The 21,896-nt window shown below is 66.9% G+C and carries 21 protein-coding genes, 1 tRNA gene and 1 pseudogene; 11 read left to right on the forward strand and 12 right to left on the reverse strand.

Annotated elements, in window-relative coordinates:
- Window positions 1-165 precede the first annotated feature (165 nt).
- The 5 genes from JOF55_RS10425 to JOF55_RS10445 all read left to right on the forward strand — a co-directional run bounded on the left by JOF55_RS10425 (window position 166) and on the right by JOF55_RS10445 (window position 5,591).
- Window positions 166-957, forward strand: a complete 792-nt coding sequence (locus tag JOF55_RS10425) for a DeoR/GlpR family DNA-binding transcription regulator (protein WP_310272990.1) — start codon at window positions 166-168, stop codon at window positions 955-957.
- Between the two features lie 170 nt (window positions 958-1,127).
- Entirely contained in the window at window positions 1,128-2,540 is a 1,413-nt protein-coding gene (locus tag JOF55_RS10430; RefSeq protein WP_310272992.1) for an MFS transporter, read from the forward strand.
- A 98-nt stretch (window positions 2,541-2,638) separates the two neighbouring features.
- Complete coding sequence (locus JOF55_RS10435) at window positions 2,639-3,397, forward strand: SDR family NAD(P)-dependent oxidoreductase (protein WP_310272995.1); 759 nt, start codon at window positions 2,639-2,641, stop codon at window positions 3,395-3,397.
- A gap of 41 nt (window positions 3,398-3,438) precedes the next feature.
- On the forward strand, window positions 3,439-4,128 hold the full coding sequence (locus JOF55_RS10440; protein ID WP_310272997.1) for an HAD family hydrolase: 690 nt from the start codon (window positions 3,439-3,441) through the stop codon (window positions 4,126-4,128).
- Window positions 4,125-5,591 carry an FGGY-family carbohydrate kinase gene (locus tag JOF55_RS10445; RefSeq protein ID WP_310272999.1) on the forward strand — a complete coding sequence of 489 codons (1,467 nt, stop codon included), beginning with the start codon at window positions 4,125-4,127 and terminating at the stop codon, window positions 5,589-5,591. The genes JOF55_RS10440 and JOF55_RS10445 overlap by 4 nt, the downstream gene beginning before the upstream one ends.
- A gap of 36 nt (window positions 5,592-5,627) precedes the next feature.
- Here JOF55_RS10445 and JOF55_RS10450 read toward each other — a convergent pair whose 3' ends face one another.
- A complete protein-coding gene (locus JOF55_RS10450) occupies window positions 5,628-5,864 on the reverse strand; it encodes a hypothetical protein (RefSeq protein WP_310273001.1) in 237 nt (78 codons plus the stop codon).
- 114 nt (window positions 5,865-5,978) lie between these two features.
- Window positions 5,979-6,164: pseudogene (locus tag JOF55_RS24455) on the reverse strand (polymorphic toxin type 44 domain-containing protein); the annotation flags it as partial.
- A 698-nt stretch (window positions 6,165-6,862) separates the two neighbouring features.
- On the opposite strand from JOF55_RS24455, the gene JOF55_RS10455 reads away from it, so the two are divergent.
- The 4 genes from JOF55_RS10455 (at window position 6,863) to JOF55_RS10470 (ending at window position 11,205) form a co-directional block, all read left to right on the forward strand.
- Window positions 6,863-7,870: an AI-2E family transporter gene (locus JOF55_RS10455; RefSeq protein WP_510184010.1), complete on the forward strand. Its 1,008-nt coding sequence runs from the start codon at window positions 6,863-6,865 to the stop codon at window positions 7,868-7,870.
- A 337-nt stretch (window positions 7,871-8,207) separates the two neighbouring features.
- Window positions 8,208-9,620 carry a serine hydrolase domain-containing protein gene (locus JOF55_RS10460; RefSeq protein ID WP_310273004.1) on the forward strand — a complete coding sequence of 471 codons (1,413 nt, stop codon included), beginning with the start codon at window positions 8,208-8,210 and terminating at the stop codon, window positions 9,618-9,620.
- 199 nt (window positions 9,621-9,819) lie between these two features.
- A complete protein-coding gene (locus JOF55_RS10465; protein WP_310273005.1) occupies window positions 9,820-10,476 on the forward strand; it encodes a hypothetical protein in 657 nt (218 codons plus the stop codon).
- 168 nt (window positions 10,477-10,644) lie between these two features.
- Window positions 10,645-11,205 (forward strand): ferritin, encoded by a 561-nt coding sequence (locus JOF55_RS10470; protein WP_310273006.1) that lies wholly within the window; start codon window positions 10,645-10,647, stop codon window positions 11,203-11,205.
- A 131-nt stretch (window positions 11,206-11,336) separates the two neighbouring features.
- Here JOF55_RS10470 and JOF55_RS10475 read toward each other — a convergent pair whose 3' ends face one another.
- The 10 genes from JOF55_RS10475 to JOF55_RS10520 all read right to left on the reverse strand — a co-directional run bounded on the left by JOF55_RS10475 (window position 11,337) and on the right by JOF55_RS10520 (window position 20,950).
- The gene (locus JOF55_RS10475; RefSeq protein WP_310273007.1) at window positions 11,337-12,293 is read right to left on the reverse strand and encodes a DUF5926 family protein; all 957 of its coding nucleotides are present in this window, start codon (window positions 12,291-12,293) and stop codon (window positions 11,337-11,339) included.
- Between the two features lie 306 nt (window positions 12,294-12,599).
- Window positions 12,600-13,517: a DUF4328 domain-containing protein gene (locus JOF55_RS10480; RefSeq protein ID WP_310273008.1), complete on the reverse strand. Its 918-nt coding sequence runs from the start codon at window positions 13,515-13,517 to the stop codon at window positions 12,600-12,602.
- Window positions 13,514-13,855, reverse strand: coding sequence for a rhodanese-like domain-containing protein (locus JOF55_RS10485; RefSeq protein WP_374727445.1), 342 nt, complete (start codon window positions 13,853-13,855; stop codon window positions 13,514-13,516). Before JOF55_RS10485 ends, JOF55_RS10480 begins: the two co-directional genes overlap by 4 nt.
- A 39-nt stretch (window positions 13,856-13,894) precedes the next feature.
- On the reverse strand, window positions 13,895-15,697 hold the full coding sequence (locus tag JOF55_RS10490; protein ID WP_310273010.1) for a sodium/solute symporter: 1,803 nt from the start codon (window positions 15,695-15,697) through the stop codon (window positions 13,895-13,897).
- Between the two features lie 122 nt (window positions 15,698-15,819).
- Complete coding sequence (locus tag JOF55_RS10495) at window positions 15,820-16,215, reverse strand: hypothetical protein (protein ID WP_310273011.1); 396 nt, start codon at window positions 16,213-16,215, stop codon at window positions 15,820-15,822.
- A gap of 1 nt (window position 16,216) precedes the next feature.
- Window positions 16,217-17,068 carry a LytR/AlgR family response regulator transcription factor gene (locus tag JOF55_RS10500; RefSeq protein ID WP_310273012.1) on the reverse strand — a complete coding sequence of 284 codons (852 nt, stop codon included), beginning with the start codon at window positions 17,066-17,068 and terminating at the stop codon, window positions 16,217-16,219.
- Window positions 17,069-17,320: 252 nt separating this feature from the next.
- Entirely contained in the window at window positions 17,321-18,241 is a 921-nt protein-coding gene (locus JOF55_RS10505; RefSeq protein WP_310273013.1) for a S49 family peptidase, read from the reverse strand.
- Between the two features lie 18 nt (window positions 18,242-18,259).
- Window positions 18,260-19,534 (reverse strand): GAF domain-containing sensor histidine kinase, encoded by a 1,275-nt coding sequence (locus tag JOF55_RS10510; RefSeq protein WP_310273015.1) that lies wholly within the window; start codon window positions 19,532-19,534, stop codon window positions 18,260-18,262.
- A gap of 155 nt (window positions 19,535-19,689) precedes the next feature.
- Window positions 19,690-20,127 (reverse strand): DUF1656 domain-containing protein, encoded by a 438-nt coding sequence (locus JOF55_RS10515; protein WP_310273016.1) that lies wholly within the window; start codon window positions 20,125-20,127, stop codon window positions 19,690-19,692.
- 136 nt (window positions 20,128-20,263) lie between these two features.
- Window positions 20,264-20,950 (reverse strand): RNA polymerase sigma factor, encoded by a 687-nt coding sequence (locus JOF55_RS10520; protein WP_310273017.1) that lies wholly within the window; start codon window positions 20,948-20,950, stop codon window positions 20,264-20,266.
- A gap of 163 nt (window positions 20,951-21,113) precedes the next feature.
- Here JOF55_RS10520 and JOF55_RS10525 point away from each other — a divergent pair, with 163 nt between their 5' ends.
- Window positions 21,114-21,515 (forward strand): PPOX class F420-dependent oxidoreductase, encoded by a 402-nt coding sequence (locus JOF55_RS10525; RefSeq protein WP_310273018.1) that lies wholly within the window; start codon window positions 21,114-21,116, stop codon window positions 21,513-21,515.
- Window positions 21,516-21,663: 148 nt separating this feature from the next.
- Window positions 21,664-21,738, forward strand: a tRNA-Gly gene (locus JOF55_RS10530).
- Window positions 21,739-21,896: the final 158 nt, after the last annotated feature.

Genomic DNA, 21,896 nt, shown 5'->3' on the forward strand with positions numbered 1-21,896 from the left:
GTTAAATTAACAGTATTGAGTTTAACTGTCCAGGGGTTCGGGGGCGCGGCCCTACCCAACCGCCCGACCCAGCCACCTCGTGGCCGTATGCTGCGCAGGAGTACGAGAGCCGAGCTCGTCGCCATACCAGCAGCGGCGGGAATATGACCACGAGAAGCGTGAAGAATGAGCGGGACATCGAAGGGGGCGCGCTCGCGGGAGCAGCGCCAGCAGCGGATCGTCGACCACGTGCTGGATCAGGGCTCGGCCAGCGCGGCCGAACTCACCGAACTGGTGGGCGTGAGCCTGATGACCGTGCACCGGGACCTGGACGAGCTGGTGCGGCGCGGGTTGCTGCGCAAGTTCCACGGTGGCGTCTCCGCCCAGCCCTCCACGGTGTTCGAGGGCAGCTCGGAGTACCGGATGGGCGCGCAGCGGTCGCAGAAGGAGACCATCGCCCGGACCGCGCTGACACTGGTGGAGCCCGGTGGCTCGATCCTGCTGGACGACTCCACTTCCGCGCTGGCGGTGGCACGCCTGCTGGCCGATATCGGCCCACTGACCGTGGCGACGAACTACCTGCCCGCCATCGAGGTGCTCAAGCAGTTGCCCGAGGTGCACCTGATCTGCCTCGGCGGCAACTACTCGGCCACGCACGACTCCTTCCTGGGATTGCCGTGCATCGAGGCCGTCGGCGCACTGTCGGTGGACATGGCGTTCGTATCCACCTCGGCGATGAACGCGACCATGACCTACCACCAGGAGCACGAACTCGTCCAGGTCAAGCGGGCCATGCTGGCCGCGGCCGAGACCAATGTCCTGCTCATGGACTCCAGCAAGATGCCGCGCAAGGCCCTGCACCGGATGGCGCCGCTGTCGGACTACGACCATCTCGTGGTCGACGACGGTGCCGACGAGGAGCTCATCGCCGCCGCGCGGGACGTCATTCCGACCATGATCGCCCCACTCGAATCGTGAATAACATCTTGCGCGTTAATCTAACTGTGTGCATGATGCTTCGGTAACACCGTGCGTGCCGCGCATCACAGGATCCGGTGAAGGATCTCGACAGGAGATCCCGTCCGGAGATCCCCGTGCAGCTCCGCCGGTGGCCCAGCACCTTCTCAGTCACTTCGGAGGCGGGAGTCATGGCACAGCAGCCACCTGCACCAGACACCCCACAGGATGACGGCACGCCGAACGCGGGCCCGAGCGCAGACCGGGCGAGCGGACACCACCGCACGTGGCTGGAACGCATCGGGATCCCCAAACCCCTGTTCTGGGGGTTCGTCGGAGTGCTGATCTTCATGATCGGCGACGGCGTGGAGATCACCTACCTCACCGACTACCTCACACGCCCCGACGGCGGCGGACTGCCCGGTTCCCAGGCCACCTTCGCCACCGTGACGATCTACGGCCTGGCGGTCATGATCGCCTCTTGGTTCTCCGGAACGCTGTCGTCGATCTGGGGACCGCGGCGGGTCATGTGGCTCGGCGCGGCCTGGTGGATCGTGTTCGAGGTCCTGTTCCTGTGGGTGGCCATTCCGTCGCAGAGCTTCGCGCTGATCGTGACGGTCTACGGCATCCGGGGCTTCGCCTATCCGCTGTTCGCCTACGCCTTCCTCGTCTGGGCACAGGTTGCCAGCCCGGTGGGCATGCGCGGCTCGGTCGCGGGCTGGTTCTGGTTCGTGTTCACCGGCGGACTGCCCACACTGGGTGCGGCGGTGGCCGCGCTGGCGATCGGACCACTGGGGATGAGCCTGCACGCCACCCTGGTGCTGTCGCTGGTGCTGGTCGCCATCGGTGCGGCCATCGGATGCTTCGGGGTCCGGGAACCGCACGGCACGCGCCCCATCGCCGACGAGACCGTCGAAAACCCCACCAGCCTCAAGCGCCTGTTCGAGGGTGTGGACATCCTCTGGCGCGACCGCAGAACAGTCGCGGGCGGGCTGACCCGCATCGTCAACACCGCCCCGGAGTTCGGCTTCTTCGCCATGTTCCCGTTCACCTTCGGGCCGGCCGCCGTCGGTGGCGGGTTCCTGACGGCCGCAGAGGTCGCCGCGCTCAGTTCCATCGCGTATGCGGCCAACATCGCCGCCAACCTGTTCTTCGGGGTCTTCGGCGACTACTTCGGCTGGCGGCGCACCGTGACCTGGTTCGGCTGCGTGGGCTGCGCGATCGCCACGCCGCTGTGGTACTTCGCCTCGCTGGCCTCGGAGAGTTTCACCGTGGCCGCCGCACTGGGCATCGTCTACGGCATCCTGCTGGCCGGGTTCGTGCCGCTGTCCGCGCTGATGCCCTCGATGGTCTCGAACAAGGACAAGGGCGCCTCGCTGGCGGTGCTCAACTTCGGCGCGGGCGGTGCCGCCTTCCTCGGCCCCATCACGGTCTACGCGCTGTACCCCTTCGTCGGAGGCGGCGGCGTGGCGATCGCCTTCGGGATCATGTACGTGCTCGTGGCGTTCCTGTCCACCACCGTGAAGGATCCCAGCGATCCCGGCGAGGCCAAGAAGACCCGGCCGGCCACGACCGCCGCACCGTCCCAGTCCGCGGTGGGATGAACCCCGCCACCGACCGAACAGCGTGCGGCCACCGCAGTCGATGACCGCACGCTGCACCACACCACCCGGTACGGCAACCAGGACAGGAGAGCCACCTCATGAGCACCGATCCGTTCTCGCTGCACGGCACCACCGCACTGGTCACCGGAGCGGGCCGGGGAATCGGCTTCCAGATCGCGCGGGCACTGAGCAACCAGGGTGCGCGCGTGGTCGTGGGCGAGATCGACCACGACACCGGTTCCCGGGCCGCCGAGGAGATCGGCGGCGAGTTCGTGCACCTCGACGTCACCGACTCCGGCCGAATCGCCGAAACCGTCGAGTACATCGTCTCGACGTACGGCGCTCTCGATGTCTCGGTGCACAACGCCGGAATGGTGCGCAACGAGCCCGGCGAGTCGATGAGTGACGAATCCTGGCGCGAGGTCCTGGGACTGAACCTGGACGCGGTCTTCTACTGCTCCCGGGAAGCGGGCAAGGTCATGCTGCGGCAGGGATCGGGGTCGATCATCAACATCGCCTCCATGTCCGGGATGATCTCGAATCACCCGCAGGCACAGGTCTCCTACAACGCTTCCAAGGCGGGCGTGATCATGTTGACCAAGTCCCTCGCCGGGGAGTGGGCCTCCCGGGGTGTGCGGGTCAACTCGATCTCCCCCGGCTACATCGGCACGGACCTGCTCAAGCAGGTCGAGCGGACCCAGCCCGACTGGTTCGGGGCCTGGATGGAGCAGACCCCGATGGGCCGTGTCGGCGAACCACACGAACTCGGCCCCCTGGCGGTGTTCCTGGCCTCCGGCGCCAGCAGCTTCATGACCGGAAGCAATGTGGTGGCAGACGGAGGGTTCACCTCCTGGTGACGCGACTAACACCGGCACGAACACATCTCCGGGAGAGCTTCATGGCAACACCATCCGGTCCGATCGAGCTGGTGCTGCTGGATGTCGGCGGGCCGATCTACGACGACGCCGTCTACCGCGACGCGCTCCTGCGTGCCACCCGCGAGCTGGCGGACGACGAGATCGACGAGGTCGAGTTCCTGGCCGCCTACGATGCCCAGCGACAACGCCAGTCCGGGTCGCTGCGCAGCGCGATCGCCGAGCGGTTCCTGACTTCCGGCGATCGGGAGCGGCTGTCCGCACTGGCCGCACGGTACTGGGATTACTCGACCGACGCGCTGTACCCGGACGTACTGCCCGCGCTGCACGAGCTGGCCGGGCAGTACCGGCTGGCCATCGTGGCCAACCAGCGCGCCCGGGTGCTGGAGGCACTGCGGCGCGACGGAATCGCCGAGTACATCGACGTGTGGGCGATCTCCGAGATCGTGGGAGTGGAGAAGCCGCACCCGGCGATCTTCCGCCACGCGCTCGACGAGACTGGCGTGCCTGCGAGCCGAACCGTGCATGTCGGCAATCGGCTCGACACCGATGTCCGGGGAGCGCAGGAAGCGGGCCTGCACACCGTGTGGGTACTGCGTGGCGAGGCACCGCCGGAACCGACCATCGAGCAGCTCGCCGAGCCGGACACGTCGGTCCGCACCCTCGCCGAGCTCCCCTCGGCGCTGGAACGGTTCCCGGTGATCGCGCCATGAGCAGCGATTCTCCGGGCGACGTCGATGCCCCGCTGGTCGCCGGGATCGACGTGGCCACCGCGACCGTGCGCGTGGAGGTACGCGACGCCTCCGGAGCGTTGGCCGCCGCCGCGTCGGTTCCGCTGCCCCGGCCGGTGCGCGGCCCCGATGGAGCATCCGAACAGGACGCCGGAAGCTGGTGGCCTGCGGTGCGAGCCGCGCTCGGGGAGTGCACGACGAAACTGGGGCGGCGGCGACGCGCGGTGCGGGCACTGGCCATCGCGGCCACCTCGGGAACCGTGGTGGCCGTCGATGCGGCGGGGGAACCGGTCGGCCCGGCACTGATGTACGACGACCGGCGAGCCGAGTCCGAGGCGGCCATCGCCCGCGAGGCCGGAGCCCGGCGCTGGCAGCGCATCGGGATCACCCCCTCGGCCGGTTCCGGCTTGGCCCGCATCGGCTGGCTGGCCGCCCACGCCGACGACCCGAAAGTACGGTTTCTGCACACCCCCGACCTCATCGCCGAGCACCTACTCGGCCGGCCGGTGGCCACCGACACCAGCCATGCGTTGAAAAGCGGCTACGATCCGGTCCACGCGGAGTGGGCGCAGGAGGCGTTGGTTCCCCTCGGAGTCGATATCGACCGGCTACCGGACGTGGTGCGCCCGGCGCAGCCGCTGGGGCGGCTCTCCCCGGCCGCTGCCGCCGAGACGGGCCTGCCCGTAACCTGCGAGGTGCGGTCCGGAATGACCGACGGGTGCGCGGGCCAGCTCGCCTCCGGGGCGGTCGAGCCCGGCCGGATCGTCACCGTGCTCGGCACGACACTGGTCGTCAAGGGAGTTTCCACCGAGCTCGTGCACGACCCCACCGGGGCCGTGTACAGCCACCTGCACCCGGAAGGCACCTGGCTGCCCGGCGGTGCCTCCAACACCGGCGGCGAAGCACTGTCCGATGTGGATCCGGAACGGCTTGCCGGGTTGGATCGTGCGGCCGAGGAGCGTGGCCCGTCCCGCACGGTGTGCTACCCCCTGCGCCGCGACGGTGAGCGATTCCCGTTCCCGGCTCCACAGGCACGGGGCTTTCTGCTCGAACCGGCCGGTGACGAGATCGACCTGCACCGGGCAAGGCTGGAAGGTGTCGCCTTCTGCGAACGCCTCGCGCTGGACCGGATGGCCGAACTCGGCGTTCCGGCCACCTCGCCGATACTCACCACCGGCGGCGGTGCCCGTAGCCGGTTGTGGTGCGGCATCCGAGCTTCGGTGCTCGGGAGGCCGATCGCTCGCGTGCCCCGGGCGGGGACCGCGCTGGGAGCCGCGCTGCTGGCTGCCACCGGCACACTGCATCCGGACCTGAGCACCGCTGCGCACGCCATGGTGCCCGCGTCCGAGCGGATCGACCCGATCGCCGAGGAGACCGGACCGTTGGACCGCAGCTACCGGAGGTTCCTGGCGGCGCTCCACGAGCAGGGCTGGCTGAACACGTGAGTGACGAGTGGCGCTACCTCTTCGGCGCGGCGGTCGTCAGCACGCTCGACCAGCCCGTACAACCACTCGGGAATTTCCACTTTCCCCCTCGGCGTGGCTCTCCGAGCCGTCGCCGGAGCACAGCGCATCAGCATCGAGTTCCACGAGATACTGCCCGTAACGCATCCAGACATACCACTCGTCACACCGCTCGCTGTCGAGATATCTCCGAGCGCAGTAGTAGCGAACCTCCTCGGCGGAACTCACATTCTTGTTCGGCGGAAACAGGTTCATCGAATCACAGTATTCGCCGACACGCTTCCGTGGCGGCGCCATCCGAAACATCAGAAATGCCCAGATCGGTGACGACATCCTGTGCACCGTTTCGGCCATACCGGTCGAAGCACCGGTGATCAAGGTACCCGCATCGATCCCGGACGCGCCTCCGACACAACCGTAGTGAATGCTGGACCAGATGTCGTAGCTCGCCGAACGGTCCTCCCCCGGAACCTCGAGGTCAAATTCTCGTTTGCTCTCCGGGCTGAGACGGTCCTCCAGGATCGGCTTGTGGTCCCATTCCTCTCCCGGTGCCACCTTGCCCGCCGCCCAAGTGGTAAGAGCCGGGGGGCAGCATGGATGGCACGGACACGTCCCGAGGACGTTACTTTCACGTCTCGCACCGGGCCTCCTCGTCGGTCCAGCACGTCGGGATCCACCCCGAAGTCCGGGTATCCGGAGCTCGGTCCGCTTCCGGAGCCTCCTTCATGCGTGCCGGAGCCGATCAGTCGCTGCTCGATGCTCCCGCCGTCGCCCGTCCCGTCCCCGTTCGTCTCGGATGGCCGTCACCGTAGTCGGGCCATCGAGGCATCGGGGCGGTTTCACGAAGTCGGTGAGCGCAAGCTGCTCACCGAGGCTGCCGTGGGAGCGATGGTGTTTCGAGGGCAGCGTTGTCCCGTACCGCGATCGGCTCGCGTCGAGCGTGCCGGTGAGCTCTATTCGAGTCACCCTGTAACCGGTAAGCAGGCAATCGAGGGGCACCCGTGCCCGCCGTTGCCTGCCTCCGGAGGTTGCCGCACAGCGGACCCCCTGGAGAACCAGCACCACTTCCGACCTGTGGCGTGCGCAAACGTGGAATGTCCGGGGCGGAAGGAAGTTCACCGACCGCAGAAACGAGGTCCAGGGCGGGAATGCGCGTGGTAGGAGAGACGGACGGGACCGAGCCGCCGAGATCGCTGCTTGGCCGTGCAGCACGGTGGGCGCTGCGGGCGCTGCTGGTCGCGGCGGCTGTCTACGTGGGCGTGCAGGTGCTGGTGCTGCTCGACCTCGTTGTCATACCCGTTATCGCCGCGTTGCTGTTCACCGCCTTGTTGTGGCCGTTGAACAGGATGCTGCGACGCCTGGTGCCCAATCTGCTTGCGGCGTGGATCACCCTGATCCTCGCCGTTGTCGTCCTCGGCGGCATGGGTTACCTCATCGGCATGCGGATTGCTGCGAACTTTCCGATGCTGATCAGCCAGCTGGTCAATACCGTCCGTCAAATTGTTGAGCTGCTGAGCAAGTTGGGCTTCGGGCAGGTGACACTGAACAGTATCGAAGACGCCATCGTCAACTGGCTCCAGAACCACCGCAACATGCTGCGGAATATCGCACGGACCGGTGCTCGCTACTTGTTCCAGTTCGTGACCATGCTCCTCCTCGCCATCTTCGTAACACTGTTTTTGCTCTATGAGGGCGAGCGGATCTGGCGCTGGTTGATCTCACCACTCAAGCAGGACCCCCACCGACGGCGCGTCGACCGTGCGGGACATATCGCCTGGAACACCATTACCGGGTACGTGCACGGCACCGTTGTCATCGCGACCATCCACGGCATCGTGATCGGGCTGACCCTGACCCTGCTGGGAGTGCCACTGGTGCTTCCCCTGTCGGTGCTCGTGTTTCTCGGCAGCTTCATCCCCATCGTCGGGGCGATCGTGGCAGGCACGATCGCCGTCCTCATCACTTTGGTCACCCAAGGACTGATCGAAGCGCTTATCCTCCTCGGTGTTCTCCTTGTGGAGAATCAATTGGAGGGCAACGTCCTTCAGCCGCTCGTGATGAAAAACTACGTCCGACTGCACCCCTTGGCGATCGGCCTCGTTCTTGTCGCGGGAGGAATTCTGGCCGGTCTCGTCGGTATGATCATCGCGGTACCGACCGCGGCGGTCGTCCACCGCGCCTGGGCGCCACTGCTGGGCAGGGACGAGCAGGAGGAGCAGGCAACAGGCCCCCCGACGGAAGGCTGGACGGCCACGGACTGACCATCAACGAGGAACCGTGGCGGAGGCCGCATACCCGGCCGGAGGGACATCAGCCGGGACCGGAGCGGTCGGACGGCTCGACGTGCGGAGATGGCGGGTGCCGACAAGCTCGCCGCCCGCACCGGAGAGCAACCGGCCACCGAGGCTCGCGGATGAACTTCCCCGCCGGTAGGCCACCAACCACAGCCGGAGCCATTCGGACCACGGAAAGCACCCGACTGCCGTCTGCACACGAGAACACCGCAACCCGATCATGGAGGCATCCGGACAGAGCACGGAAAGGTCACGAATGTCCCACAGCCGACCACGTAGCGGCAGACAGCCAGGAGCGGATCCGATGGTCGACTCCGATCCGACGACCGACCGCGGCGATCGACGAACCACGCCCGCCTCCACACCGATGGCCGCACCACTCCCCCGAACTCGTCCGGCCGCACAGCGCCGATTCGGCGGGCGTGTGTCCACACTCGGCAAAACCGCCGTCGCCTCGTTCCTCGCGAGCATACTGCTCGTGCCGGCCGGTGCTGCCCAAGCGGCGAACCCCCCGATCGATTCCGCTCGCGGGCCCGGACACGGACCGCCTGCCGCTGCAGACCCCGGTCGTGGTCCCGGTCACGTGCCACCCGAACGCGCCGAGCTCCAGCACGCACTCGATGCGGTGGTCGAGGCCGGAGCGGCCGGAGCGGCCGTCGAGGTTCGGGATCAGCACGGCGCCTGGCGTGGCACCAGCGGCGTTGCGGAGATCGACAGCAACCGGCCGATCCTGCCGCACAGCCGGTTCCGAGTGGGCAGCATCACCAAAACGTTCATGGCCACGATCGCACTCCAGCTGACCGGCGAGGGGAAACTCGCCCTGGACGCGCCGGTCGAGCGCTACCTGCCCGGCATCATCCCCGGTGATCAGGACATCACGGTCCGCATGATCATGAACCACACGAGCGGGCTGTTCAACTACACCACCGACCCGAAATTCGCGACGACGTTCCTCCGCAACCGGCAGCGCACCTTCGCACCCGAAGAGCTCGTCCGCATCGCGATGCAGCACGAACCGGAGTACGACCCCGCCCCCGACGAGCCGTCCTACTCCAACACCAACTACGTCCTGCTCGGGATGCTCATCGAAAAGGTGACGGGCAACGACATTCGCTCCGAGTTGCACGAGCGCGTTCTCCGCCCGGCCGGGCTGCGGCACACCCGCTTCCCGGAACACTTCCCGTTCATCAAAGGCCCCAACGCCCACGGTTACCTGGGACTGCAGGGACCGAGCGAGCCACTCACCGACGTGACCCGTTTCAACCCGTCGTGGGCGTGGACAGCAGGTGCGATCACCTCCACCACCTCCGACCTCAACCGCTTCTACCGCGCGCTGCTCACCGGCGAGCTGCTGGCACCCGAACCACTCGAGGAGATGCAGGCGACGACACCGCTCAACTCGGGCCTTCCCTACGGACTCGGCCTGACCAGGATCCCGATGTGCGGGACCACGCTGTGGGGCCACGACGGTCGCTTCCCCGGCTTCATCACACTCTCGTTCACCTCGGCCGACGGGCAGCGTCAGGTCTCACTCAGCCTCACCGAAACCACCGAGAACGCAGCCGAACTGGCCAGGGTTTCCAGTGCGGCAGTCGATGTTCTTGCCACGGAGTTCTGCGGGCGGACAGCCACATCACAGTCGGCCACGCCCAGCACGCAGGATCACCCCGGGACCGCTCCGCTGCCGCACCGGAACTCCCTGCCCGCGGTGCCCTGACATCCGTTCGACTCCTGCCGCGGGGCACAGTCCGGTGCGAACACCGTGTGCCCGCGGCCGAGGTCCTGGTGACAGAGGCAATCGGAGCAGCATGCGGTGAGCGACGAGCCCTGCAAGTGCCCTTTGCTGGTGCCGACACGGTGCATGGAGGTGACAATCGGTGTGGTATTGACCACAGACGATCACCAGCGAGGTTGACGTGGCCGGGAGCGCGGAGATCAGTGCGGGGACGTTCGGGCGGCTCGACGTGCGGAAATGGCAGGTGCACCCGGAACCGCCGAGTACGGTGGACGTCTCGGCCGATCGACGCGCACTCGTTCTGATCGGAGCGGGCCATGTCTTCGCCTGGACGGCACTGGCCGCCTACGCGCTGCTGACCGTTCTCGCTCTCACCGCGAGCAGTTCGATACCGATCGGCGGTCAGTGGTCGCCGATGCTGTGGATCGGCGGCTTCGTCGGCTTTCCGCTGGGGCTGCTGTGCATTCGGGTGGGGGAATGGGTGCGCCGAAAGACCGGCCACCCCGTGCCGTTCGCCGTGTACGACGTGGTCGCCAAGGGGATCGAGGCCGCACGCAATGTCAACGAGATGTTCGAGATGATCGACGCCGCCGAACGCAGGCCGGAATTCGTGGAGAGAACCCACCGTGCCAATGCTCGGCAACTACGCCTGATCGCACGACACTGCGAGCATGCCGCCCGGGAGCATCGGTGGCATATGCCACCACTGGTGCTGAGCTATCGCCACCGATACATCACCAAGCTCACGATCCCCTTGCACGAATGCGCCGAGCGGACCGCCGATCGGATCCTGCAGGCCGATCCGCTCGATCCACCTCCCGACACGGACCGGGAGTGAATTCATTCGACAAGCATGGCAAGGCTCACCTTTTTCTCGATAAGGCCGCGCCAATCCCGGGTAAGGGTTCCCTTCTTTGAATAAGCCTTACCTTTCTCAGGTGAGGCAAACTTTTTTGAGGGCAGCCTGATCTGAAACACCCTCACAATTGGGGTGTATGTTCGTGGCATGGCTTTGAGCGCGAAGAAGATCGAACGGCAAGAGTCCCACTTCAACCAACTGCTACAGGACCAGATTCGCAACGAGCTCACGGCCTCGCAGCAGTACATCGCGGTCGCGGTGTGGTTCGACAGCGAGGACCTGCCCCAGCTGGCCGCACACTTCTACCGCCAGGCGCTCGAAGAGCGCAACCACGCCATGATGATCGTCCGTTTCCTCATGGATAACGACGCCAAGCCGGTGATTCCCGCCGTGGAGAGCGTCCGCAACGACTTCACCGAAACCCGCGAGCTCGTTGCCCTCGCCCTGGAGCAGGAACGCACGGTCACCGAGGAGATCACCACCCTCGCCAAGACAGCCCGCGACGAGGGCAACTACATCGGTGAGCAGTTCATGCAGTGGTTCCTCAAGGAACAGGTCGAAGAAGTGTCCCAGATGTCCACGCTGCTGACCGTCGTGGATCGCGCGAAGGGCAGCATGTTCGAGGTGGAGAACTTCCTCGCCCGTGAGGGTGCCGGTGACCAGGGTGCGGACCCGACCGCACCCCCCACCGCGGGCGGCGCGGTCTGAGCACCCGTGCCTGCCACTGCGGTCGGGCTGAACACTCGGCGGCCGAGACGGCGCTACCCTGCCGTCCGGCCGCCGAGTGGCGTGCACCATCGCGCAGCAAGGCACGACACCGCTTGCCGCGCACGGTCACCTCAGCGAACGGTGACCTGGCGACCGCGCAAACCTTCCCGGGCACGGTGCTCGGCAGTGTCGAGCGGTTCGGTGTCGAGCGTGGCAAGTACCTCGTTCAACCGGCGGCCCATCTCCGCCACCGGCTGCTCCCACTCGCGTGCATGCTTCTCCCGATCCAGGTCCCACACCGGAACGAGCAGGCCGTGCGCCCGGAAGGAGCCCGCATAGCGGCTGTCTTCGTCCAGTGCGAGTTCCCCGCGCACCGACAACCTGGCCAGCGCGGCCAGCAACCGCTCCTCCGACTCCGGACGCACCCAGCGGACGTGCGCCTTCTCCCCCGCATCCATCCAGTAGGCCGAGTGCACACCCTCGGCGTCGAGTCGCTGGGCCGGCTTGATCGCCGCATTGGCCCGTTCCAGCGAAAGCGCCACATCACCGGTGGGTTCCACGTCGTCGGGCATCCACCAGGAGAAGTCACCGTGCAACTCGACGTCGAGCAGCGCTTCCGGATCGACGAGGTCCTGCAATCGTGCCGGGACGGTACCCTCCGGAGCATCCTCCGGGCCCACCACCGACAGCGACGTACCTACCTCGGCCTGCTGCGCCCATTCCACGGCACGTGCCAGGTCCCTGCTGATGTCGCCGGAACGAGTCTGGACCTGCAAGCCCACGAATGCCTGCCCGTCGCTGCGCACCATTGCCGCCGCAGCCATCGGCAGCACCGTGGCCAGCGTGATCTCCCGATCACCGGAGCGCAGCGGCAGCTTCGCCGTCGCCGAAGGCACGAACTCCCGCAGCGCCACGAGCTCGCACTCGGCCGCCAGTCCCTCGAACGGCCTGGTCACGATCACGTTCGCGGCGCCGCCAGCCGCGCCGTGGCACGCCTTGTAGCGCTTGCCCGAGCCGCACGGACACGGCTGCCGCCGTCCGATGCCACCCTCGGTGCCTGCCTGTCCGGCCGCCGTTGCTTTGCCCACGTTGTCTCCTCATTCGTGTTCGCTACTCGCCGGATTGCCGCACCGCGACCGCGGTAGAGCCCGCGGCCGCAGGATGATCTGAGCCCGTAGGGTGCGCGTGACATTATCGAACCAGTGACAACCGGTCGAGCCGGGCGTGTCGGCAGGGATTGGTTCGGCAGGGTGGTTTGACAGGGATAATTTGGCAGGGATCGACAGGAGACTTGTGGACACCCCGCGCCCATGTGGATGGATATCACCACCGTTGGTGCAGTTTCGCGCGAAATCACAAAAATGCGGTTTCGCGCGAAACTGCACAAAGCGCCGTCAGCGTGGGGCTCCGGTGGGGCGCTCCTGACGAGGGGGTGCGGGGGCGCCGCGCACTCCGAGAACGCGCAGCCGAGGCACCTCCGTCGTATCCACCGGCACCAACAGCCGCGTCAAGTACTTGACGACGTAGACGGTCACGATGGCCAGCGCGGCCATCACGGCATTGGTCCAGGCATGCAACACCACACCGTTGGCCAACGCCTGCACGCCGTCGGTGAAGCCCCACAGGAACGTGATCCACCCGAGCAACAAGCTCGCGCTCCAGGCACACCACCACAGCTGCACCAGCCACGTCGGTCTCGGGCGAGCATGTGGATCACGGGCACGATCACGCATCAGAACCGTGTGCTCCAGTTCCGCCAACGCCGAACCGGGCACGAACAGATTCGGTCCCGGGACCAGCACACCGGTGACGAACTGCCAGTCCGAACGCGCCGGACGCACGCCTGCCTGCGTGGCCGCGTAGGCACGTGCCCGCAAGGCCCACAACACCACGACCACGCCGCAGAGTACCCCGATCACCCAGGTCATCACTCCCGCCGTGATCACCAACGCATCCGAGAAAGCAAGCGGAGTCCTTGCCAGCGCCCCATTTCGGCTGCGCAGCAGCAGCACATAGCGCCAGATCTCCGCAATGGTGGCCACGCAGGCGAGTCCGGCGGTAACCCACAGCGTCGAGACGGCCGTGGCCGACAACGACAGCACCCGTTCGGCAGGGTCGACGCGAGTGCGGCTCGGCAGCGCCAACGGCCATCGCCACGTCAGCTGTGGAAATCCCCAGCGCGGCACGACGGAATACGACGGCGGCCCGGTGTAGCGACGCGGGGCGCTCCGGACGCGGGGCGGGCGCACTCCCCCCGGTGGAGTGGCCACCCACTCCACCGGCGCCTCGGAACCGGTCGGACGTCGCGTCACAGCACGTACGGCTCACTGTCGGGATTGTCGGCGACCACCGGCCGCCCGCTGGACGACCAACCGTTCATGCCGCGTTCGACGTTGACCGCGTCCCAGCCGTTCGCGTTGAGATAGGCGGTCACCTTGGACGAACGCCCACCGGAGCGACATACCACGTAAAGCTGGTCGGCCTCCGGGATCTCGTCGAGCCGTTCCGGGACCTCACTCATCGGAATGTGCACCGCGCCGGGTGCGTGTCCCGCTTGCCATTCGTCGTGTTCGCGGACGTCGAGCAGCGTGCCCTCCGGCAACTCCGCAGGCAGTTCCTCGGGGTGCACTCCGGGCACCTGACCGTGCATCGGTGTAGTCACACCCCGATGCTGCCACGGATGGGGACTTCAGCGGTGGTGGCGTCCCTGCGAATGCGGCCGTTTCCCGTCGTCGGTGCCGACGTGTTCCCCGGCGCGGTCGCGAACGAAACCCAGCCGGTCCGGGGCGTGCATGCGCAACATCACACGTGCGACCCCCGGCGGAATCCGATACCGGGTGGCACGGCTGACCACGATCGTCACCAGCAGCGCAGTCGGCACCGTGATCGCCGCAGGCTGCCGCAGCACCACCGACCACCAGCTCTGCGTGTCCTGCACCCCCATCCCCAGCAGGACCGCCACCAACACCAGGGACCCGCCGACCAACAACCCGGCGGTTGCCCCGGCCGCCGTCAGACGGCGCCACCAGATACCCAGCACCAGCAGCGGAAAGAAGGTGGAGGCCGCCATCGTGAACGCCAGGCCCACGCTCTCCGAGATGTCCCGGTCCACCGCGCCGAGGGCCAGCAGGGTCGGAACCGTCGCCGCGCCCAGCGAGGTCAACCGGAAATCCCACGTGCGGCCCGGCAGCAGGTCCCGGGACAGCACTCCTGCCACACTCATCACCAGACCGGACGAGGCGGACAGGAACGCCGCGAACGCGCCCGCCGCCGTGATCGCGGCGAGCAACCCACCGACCCAGTTGTCGAGCATCGCGCCGGGAAGTTGCAGCACCGCCGCATCGGTCTTACCCGTGACCAGCAACTGCGGCATGTAGAACCGCGACAGCAGCCCGAGGACCGTCGGGAACAAGTAGAACGCGCCGAGCAGGGCGAGCACGAACAACGTCGTACGCCGAGCAGCGTCCCCGCTCGGGTTCGTGTAGAAGCGCACCAGCACATGCGGCAGACCCATCGTGCCGAGGAAAGTCGCCAGGATCAGCGAGTACGTCTCGAACAGACCGCGGAAACCACCGTCCTGCGGCAACAGCCAGGACAGGTTGTCCGGTGCGGCATCGGCCACCACCGGAACCGACGCCCCCGCGGGAAACCGCAGCTCGGCACCCTCCGAAACCGGATAGACGCCGGGGGAGACATAGACACTGCTCGGTCCCGACGCGGCGCTGTCGCTGATCACGCCCGCACCGGAACCTCCCTCGACCCACAACCACAGCGGCTCGGCGACCTGCAGCCGCACATCGGTGGAAATGCGTACCGTGGTGGCCCGTTCGAAAGCGGGCGGAGCGTTTTCGTCGAGTCCGCGCAGACGTGACGAATGCTCACCCAGAAAAACCGTGCACAGCACGAAGGCGGGCACGGTGATCGCGAACAACTTCACGCAATACTGGAACGCCTGCACCAGAGTGGCCGCACGCATCCCGCCGCCGAGCACGCCGATCAGCACGATGACCGCCACCGCCACGACCCCGGTCCAGTACGGCAAGCCGATGATCGTCGACAGGGTCACCCCGGCCGCCTGCAACTGCGGAACCAGATACAGCCAGCCGATCAGGACCACCAGCATGCTCGCCAGCAGCCGCAGCCGGGCAGAGCCCAGCCGGTCCTGGGCGAAGTCCGGCAGTGTGTAGACCCCGGAACGCCGTAACGGCGCGGCCACGAACAGCATCAACACCAGGTACCCGGCGGTGAAGCCGATCGGGTACCACAGGGCATCGGCTCCCTCCTTGAGTATCAGGCCGGCCACGCCGAGAAACGACGCCGCCGACAAGTACTCACCGGAGATCGCCGCCGCGTTGCGCTCCGCTCCCACCGTGCGGCGTGCGACCAGGAAATCCGATGTGGTGCGCGCGTTCCGCGAACCCCAGACCGCGAGAGCGCCGGTCGCCGCGGCGAGCACGACGATGCCGCCCAGCGCCCAGACGTTCCACTCCATCTCGCTGTACCTGCCAGGGTCGGTTTCTCATTCGCCGCTCCCGGTGATGCCGGGAGCATCGGGTGGTTCCCGGATATCGGGGTTGCCGAATCGCCGGTGTCCTGATCACCACACGGCGAACACTACTTCTCCACCATTCGCAGAAAATCGCGCTCGTACCGCTCAGCGTTGCGGGTACTGAGGTAGCCGATCAGCACCATGAACGGGAACGGCAAAACTCCCAGCAGCAACCAGGACAGCGGCACTCCGAACACGGTCGCCGTGGCAACCGCGGGAACGATCAGGAACAACACCGGCAGCCCGCACAATGCCACAGCGGTGATCCCGGCCAGGACCAGCGAGCTGCGTAACTGCACTTTCATCAGATTGCTCACCAGCGCCTCACCGACGCTGTTCTGGTCCTCCAGCTCCATGATCGTACGAGGGATCTCACGAGTGCCGCGACGATCCGCCAGCACGACCCGTTTCCGACGCGGCGCACGTGGCTCCGCCTCCCCGGTCTCCTTACTCGGACTCATCTCACCCCCATCCCGGTCGTGGGGTGTGCACGAGCCGATTCTTGAGTTCGCGGGTGTGGCGGCGGCTGACCGGCAGCTCCCGCAGCTCACCACCGGTACGCAGCAGCACCGAGTGGCCCGATGACGATGTCCGCAGCTCACTGACCAGGCCCAGCGCCACCAGGTACGACCGGTGAATCCGCACGAACCCCGCATCCGCCCACTGCTCCTCGAGCTGGGCCAGCGGAATTCGCACCAGATACGAACCATCGGTGGTGTGCAGCCGCGCATAGTCACCCTGGGCCTCGACCCACAGCACCGATTTGCGCGGTATCAGTTTCGTGGTTCCCCCCAGCTCGACCGCAATGAACGCGTGCGGGTCGGTGTCCTGCTCTTCGACCGCACGCCGTTCGCGCCCGGACTCGACGCGGTTCTCCTTCTCCGCGGAGGAATCGCTCACCCGCTCCACGAACCGCAGGGCGCGATCGACCCGTTCGGGATTGGCGGGTTTCATGATGTAGTCGATCGCACCGAGTTCGAAAGCCTCCAGCGCGTTTTCCTCATGGCCGGTGATGAACACGAGCGCGGGCGGATTGTCGTACGACACGACGGCCCTGGCCAGTTCCATCCCGCTCAGCCCCGGCATGGCCACGTCGGCGAACACCGCATCCACGGCGGCCCATTCGGTGCTGCCCGTCCGGACCTGCTTGTCACCACCCCGCAACAGATGCAGCGCTTCGGGAGCATCGGAGGCGGTCACGACCCGACTCACTCGAGGATTGCATTCGAGCAGGTGTTTCATCTCGTTCAGCCCGGCAATCTCGTCGTCCACCGCCAGAACGACGAGACCCGAAACGTGCTCTTGAGTACTCACTGCAACGCCATATCCTGCCGTGTCGACGGATATCCTGTCCACGCTCCGGACCCGGTGTCGATCGCAGGTGATGTGCCAGTGCGACACCGGCCCACCGGAGCAGCCGCCAGGTCCGACCGGACCGGTCGGACCATCCGTCGAACGGCCTTCACGAAGGGGAAGCTCGCCCCGCCTGAGGGCTCACGTACGCGATCAACCTACGGCTTCACGTTTTCCCGCGAGACGGCGGGGTGGCATAACCGATCCACACGGTCACAGACCGAAACGGGACCACAGGGCACGCTGCTCCAGCTCGTCCACGGCAGCCAGCACCGAACCGGTCGCGGCGGCGGCACCCGTACTGCCGAACCGGGCACCGGGACCACTCACCCCCAGGCGCGCGAGCAGCGGCTTACGTGGCTCCACCTGAACCACATGCGCCTCGGGGAACCGTTCGCGCACGATCCCGCGCAACGTCCCGGTCCCGTCGACGAGCCCCAGCTCCTTCGCCCGGGCCCCGGTCCACACCTCACCGGAGAAAAGCTCGTCCGCGGAACCGTTGAGCTTGTCCCCACGACGATGGCGGACCCAGTCCGCGAATTGCCCGTGCATCTCCGTCTGCAGCGACTGCAGCCACTCGACGTCGTCCTCCTTCTCCGGGCGGAACGGATCCAGACGCACTTTGCGGTCCCCGGCCGCGTGGACCCGGCGCTCCACGCCGAAACGGTCCAGCAGGCCCTCCAAGCCGAATCCGGCACTGACCACGCCCACCGAGCCGACCATCGAGGTCGGATGCGCATAGACCTCGTCACCCGCGCAGGCCAACCAGTATCCGCCCGAAGCCGCGACGTCCTCGCAGAAGGTCAGCGCAGGCACGTTCTTCGACTCGGCCAGGTCACGGATCCGGTCGGCCACCAATGCCGACTGAGTGGCCGCACCCCCCGGCGAGTTGATCGACAGTGCCACCGCGGCGACACGGTCGTGACTGAAAGCTCTGGTCAAAGCGGACTCGACCGTCTGAAGGGAGATCGAGGCGCGATTCACCGGTGACGGTGTCGGCGTGATCGGACCATGCAACCTCACCACGGGCACCACAGGCCCCCGCTCGGCGCGTTCGGCCAGTTTCGGAGGCAACTTGGAGGACAATTTCCCACTGAGCACGCTGGTGAACTTGTGCGGCACCCTCTCGTTCATGCCCCGACATTACCGGCTTTACCGTGCCGGGGCGGGTTCCTGCTCCGGCACGCCGATCTCCTGCTCCTGCCTCGAGTGATCCGGGAGCGGTGGTGCGGGGTCCGGGTGCACCCCGGGGGAATACTTGGGCACCCGCATGATGACCTTCATGCCCGCGCCCTCCTCGGTCTCGACCACCAGGCCGTAGTCGTTGCCGAAGGTCGAACGCATCCGGTTGTTGATGTTGCCGAGGCCGACGTGCGCGCCGCTCATGTGCGTTTCGTCGAGTTCGGACTCCAGATCCTGCGGATTCATACCGATCCCGTCATCGTCGACGCTGATCAGCGCCTCGGTGCCGAGGTCCTCGGCGATCACCGAAACCGTGCCGCCACCCGGCTTGTTGAGCAGACCGTGCCGCACGGCGTTTTCCACCAGCGGCTGCAGCGCCAGGAACGGCAGGGTCACGGGCAGTACCTCCGGTGCGATCTTGAGCTGCACCTTCAGTCGTTCCGGACCGAACCGCGCCCCCTCCAGCATCAGATAGCGATCGATGTTGCGGATCTCCTCGGCCAGGGTCGTGTACATGCCGTCGTTGGTGCGAAAAGAGTAGCGCGTGAAGTCGGCGAACTCCTGCAGTAGTTCCCGTGCCTGTTCGGGGTCGGTACGGACATGCGAGGAGATCGTGTTCAGCGCGTTGTAGATGAAGTGCGGCGAGATCTGCGCGCGCAGGGCACGCACCTCCGCACGCGCCAGCTTCTCCTTGGACTCCTGCAGCTCGGCCAGTTCGAGCTGTGCCGAAACATGGTCGGCGACCTCATCGGCCGCACGCAGCAACCGCTTCTGGTCACCACCGGTGATCACCACCAACGCACCCCGGTTACGACCTTCGACCTCCAGCGGCACCACCACCGCGTGCCGCATCGGGCACGGGCGCTGGTCGCAGGGCACATCGGAGTGATCGACATACTCGCGCTTGTCGGTGCTCAGCACCCGTTCGATCGGTCCGGTCAGATCACCGTAATGCTGATTGGCCTCGCCGTCCCAGGCCAACATGGTCCCATCGGGATCGACCACACCCACCGCGACACAGGACAGCAGCTCCCGCAGGTGCGGCGCGGTCTTGTCCGCCGAATCCTGGGTGAGACCGCTACGCAGGTAGGGGGCGGCGCTGGTCACTCGATGCAGCGCGGCAAGTGTCGCATCCTCCATCGAGGTGCTCACCCGGCGTGATCGGCACAGCATGACGAACATTCCGAGCACGCCAAGCGCCGCTATCAGGGTCAGCACTGTCCGCTCAGTCAGCAGCTCGGGCACGACGACCATACTCGTGACGAATCGGCCAGGAATCAAGGATGTACACCGCTCCCCGAGTCCAGCGGGTCGCGATCATCGGTGAGCGGCAGACAACCTTCCGCTCACCGGAAAGGCGGCACCGTCCGCTCACACGAACAGGTGAGTGTGGCGCCCTCTCAGGCGATGGGTTGCAGAGGTCCGTTCATATCGGGTTCGGAGTAGACCTCGATATCGCGTGCCACCCGCGCACCCCGCTGCCTGGCGGTGAGGAATCCACGCACGACACCGACCCACCGCTCCGGCGGACGCTCATCCTCATCCCCGGGTGTTTCGGCCATGACCGTCCACGGCCGCCGCAGCAACCAGCGGACCGGGAAGAACAGCACGATCACCGCCAGCGCCAGAACCAACCAAGGGGGGACGTACACCGATGGAGGGGTCCAGACGACGAACCCGACGAACAGGAACAGCAGGACCGCCCCCATGGCCATGCCCGGGGCAGCTCCTCCGCTGACGTCGTGCTCCCACTCGTCCACATCGATCGGGTTGGACCATTCGAGATTGGTCCGCACGTTCCACATTCGCCCGTCGGAGCCACGCACCACCCGGTTCATCGCCGCCTCCCTGCCCAGGCCGGGCCGATTCCATCGGTTCGAACTACCTCCCGGCCGTGCCGTCCTCGGCCGTACCGGTTCGTTGATCACGCGTACGGCCACGGTACCGCGTTCGCACGGGGCTCCACGGGTGAATTCACCCATCGCGCGTGTTCCCGACGGAGCCGGAACCGTTCGCGGGACCACCGGGATGCGGTGCACAGCCCGGTGCCACCGGGCCGCGCCTGCGCCGACCACCATGCTCACCGGCTGCGGCCTCCCGATACGCCGTTCGCAAGCCCTGCCGCGCACGGTGGGCGAGCACGGCGGTCGCATTCGGCGTGAGCCCGAACTCCCCGGCGATGCTCGCGGGGCGATGCCCCTCGACCTCCATTCGCCACAGCACCGCACGCCAGCGGGCGGGCAGCCGGCTGAAGGCCATCGCGAGCAGCTCCCGCTCGGCCTCCCGAGTCTGGTGATCACTCCGCTCATCGTCCGGCAGTCGTCCGGCCCAGTCACCGAGCTGGTCGGTGTGCATCGGCTCGTCCCGGCGAGCAGCCACCCATTCGCCGAGCACCCGGCGCACGGCGGTCACCAGGTAAGTCCGCACGTAATCCTTCGGCCCGTGACCCGTTCGCACCGCACGCAGCACTCGCAGGAAAACCTCGGCAACCACGTCGTCGACGTCGATACCGGGCCGCCGCACGCTCAGTGCATACCGCCGCACCGCAGGCGCATGCCTGCGATACAGCAGGTCATAAGCGCCCTCCTCGCCGGCACGCAATTTCGCCAGCAGGACGCTGTCGTCCTCGTCCGGTTCCGCTCCGGCGATGCGGTTGTCCATCGTCGCTCCCACGAACGCGGATAACCCGTCCCGCTGAATCGCATGCCGCCCGTCGTACCGGTACCGTGAGGTTCCGGTCGGGAAAGATCCGCAGGGACACCAGTGGCAGCACGGACAGCACGGCCGGGGAGGCAGTGAGACTCCTACTTCCGGAGGATACCCAGTGGACCTCGATGAAGCGCGGTCCGTCGTACGTACCCAGCATCACGCGGTGTTGAGCACGCTACGCACGGATGGCATGCCGCAGATGTCGCCCGTCCTGGCGACGGTGGACGAGGCGGGGCGGGTCACCGTGAGCACCTCGGCGGACACGGCCAAGGTCCGCAACCTGCGGCGCGATCCCCGCGCCTGGCTGTGTGTACTCCCCGATCGCTTCTTCGGCCCGTGGATCCAGGTGGAAGGTGACGTGCAGATCGCCGAACTACCGGAGGCGATGCCGCTGCTGGAGGAGTACTACCGCAGCATCGCCGGCGAGCACGAGGACTGGGAGTCCTACCGTGCCGCCATGCGAGCCGAGAACCGGGTGCTCATCCGAGTGGAACTCACCCGTGCGGGGCCGGGCTGACCGGGGAAGCAACACCGCCTCCGACCCCCGTCGAACGGCATGCCGACGATGGGTTACAGTGGTTTTCACAGCAGCCGGAAGGCACTCCGAGGGGAACCCACCGGGAAGAACCGAAGGAGCCGGAAGGTCACTGCGATCAAGAAAACACGCGGATGTGGCGCAGCGGTAGCGCATCAGCTTGCCAAGCTGAGGGTCGCGGGTTCGAATCCCGTCATCCGCTCCATGACGAAGCCCGCCGGTGGTAATCCCCGGCGGGCTTCGTTATCGCACCGAGATCCTCGATTCGCACCGGGCCCTGTCACGTCACCTGCGGGACCGGCCGACTACGGGGACGGCCCGCCGAACCGCCCCTCGGCATCGTCACTCGTCGGGGCCTGCACC

The organism is Haloactinomyces albus, assembly GCF_031458135.1.
In the GTDB taxonomy this organism is placed as follows: domain Bacteria; phylum Actinomycetota; class Actinomycetes; order Mycobacteriales; family Pseudonocardiaceae; genus Haloactinomyces; species Haloactinomyces albus.

Coding starts and splice junctions, on each gene's coding strand:
- JOF55_RS10425 (WP_310272990.1), top strand. CDS start 166: ATGAGCGGGACATCGAAGGGGGCGCGCTCGCGGGAGCAGCGCCAGCAG.
- JOF55_RS10430 (WP_310272992.1), top strand. CDS start 1,128: ATGGCACAGCAGCCACCTGCACCAGACACCCCACAGGATGACGGCACG.
- JOF55_RS10435 (WP_310272995.1), top strand. CDS start 2,639: ATGAGCACCGATCCGTTCTCGCTGCACGGCACCACCGCACTGGTCACC.
- JOF55_RS10440 (WP_310272997.1), top strand. CDS start 3,439: ATGGCAACACCATCCGGTCCGATCGAGCTGGTGCTGCTGGATGTCGGC.
- JOF55_RS10445 (WP_310272999.1), top strand. CDS start 4,125: ATGAGCAGCGATTCTCCGGGCGACGTCGATGCCCCGCTGGTCGCCGGG.
- JOF55_RS10450 (WP_310273001.1), bottom strand. CDS start 5,864: ATGAACCTGTTTCCGCCGAACAAGAATGTGAGTTCCGCCGAGGAGGTT.
- JOF55_RS10460 (WP_310273004.1), top strand. CDS start 8,208: ATGGTCGACTCCGATCCGACGACCGACCGCGGCGATCGACGAACCACG.
- JOF55_RS10470 (WP_310273006.1), top strand. CDS start 10,645: ATGGCTTTGAGCGCGAAGAAGATCGAACGGCAAGAGTCCCACTTCAAC.
- JOF55_RS10485 (WP_374727445.1), bottom strand. CDS start 13,855: ATGCACGGTCAGGTGCCCGGAGTGCACCCCGAGGAACTGCCTGCGGAG.
- JOF55_RS10490 (WP_310273010.1), bottom strand. CDS start 15,697: ATGGAGTGGAACGTCTGGGCGCTGGGCGGCATCGTCGTGCTCGCCGCG.
- JOF55_RS10495 (WP_310273011.1), bottom strand. CDS start 16,215: ATGAGTCCGAGTAAGGAGACCGGGGAGGCGGAGCCACGTGCGCCGCGT.
- JOF55_RS10505 (WP_310273013.1), bottom strand. CDS start 18,241: ATGAACGAGAGGGTGCCGCACAAGTTCACCAGCGTGCTCAGTGGGAAA.
- JOF55_RS10515 (WP_310273016.1), bottom strand. CDS start 20,127: ATGAACCGGGTGGTGCGTGGCTCCGACGGGCGAATGTGGAACGTGCGG.
- JOF55_RS10520 (WP_310273017.1), bottom strand. CDS start 20,950: ATGGACAACCGCATCGCCGGAGCGGAACCGGACGAGGACGACAGCGTC.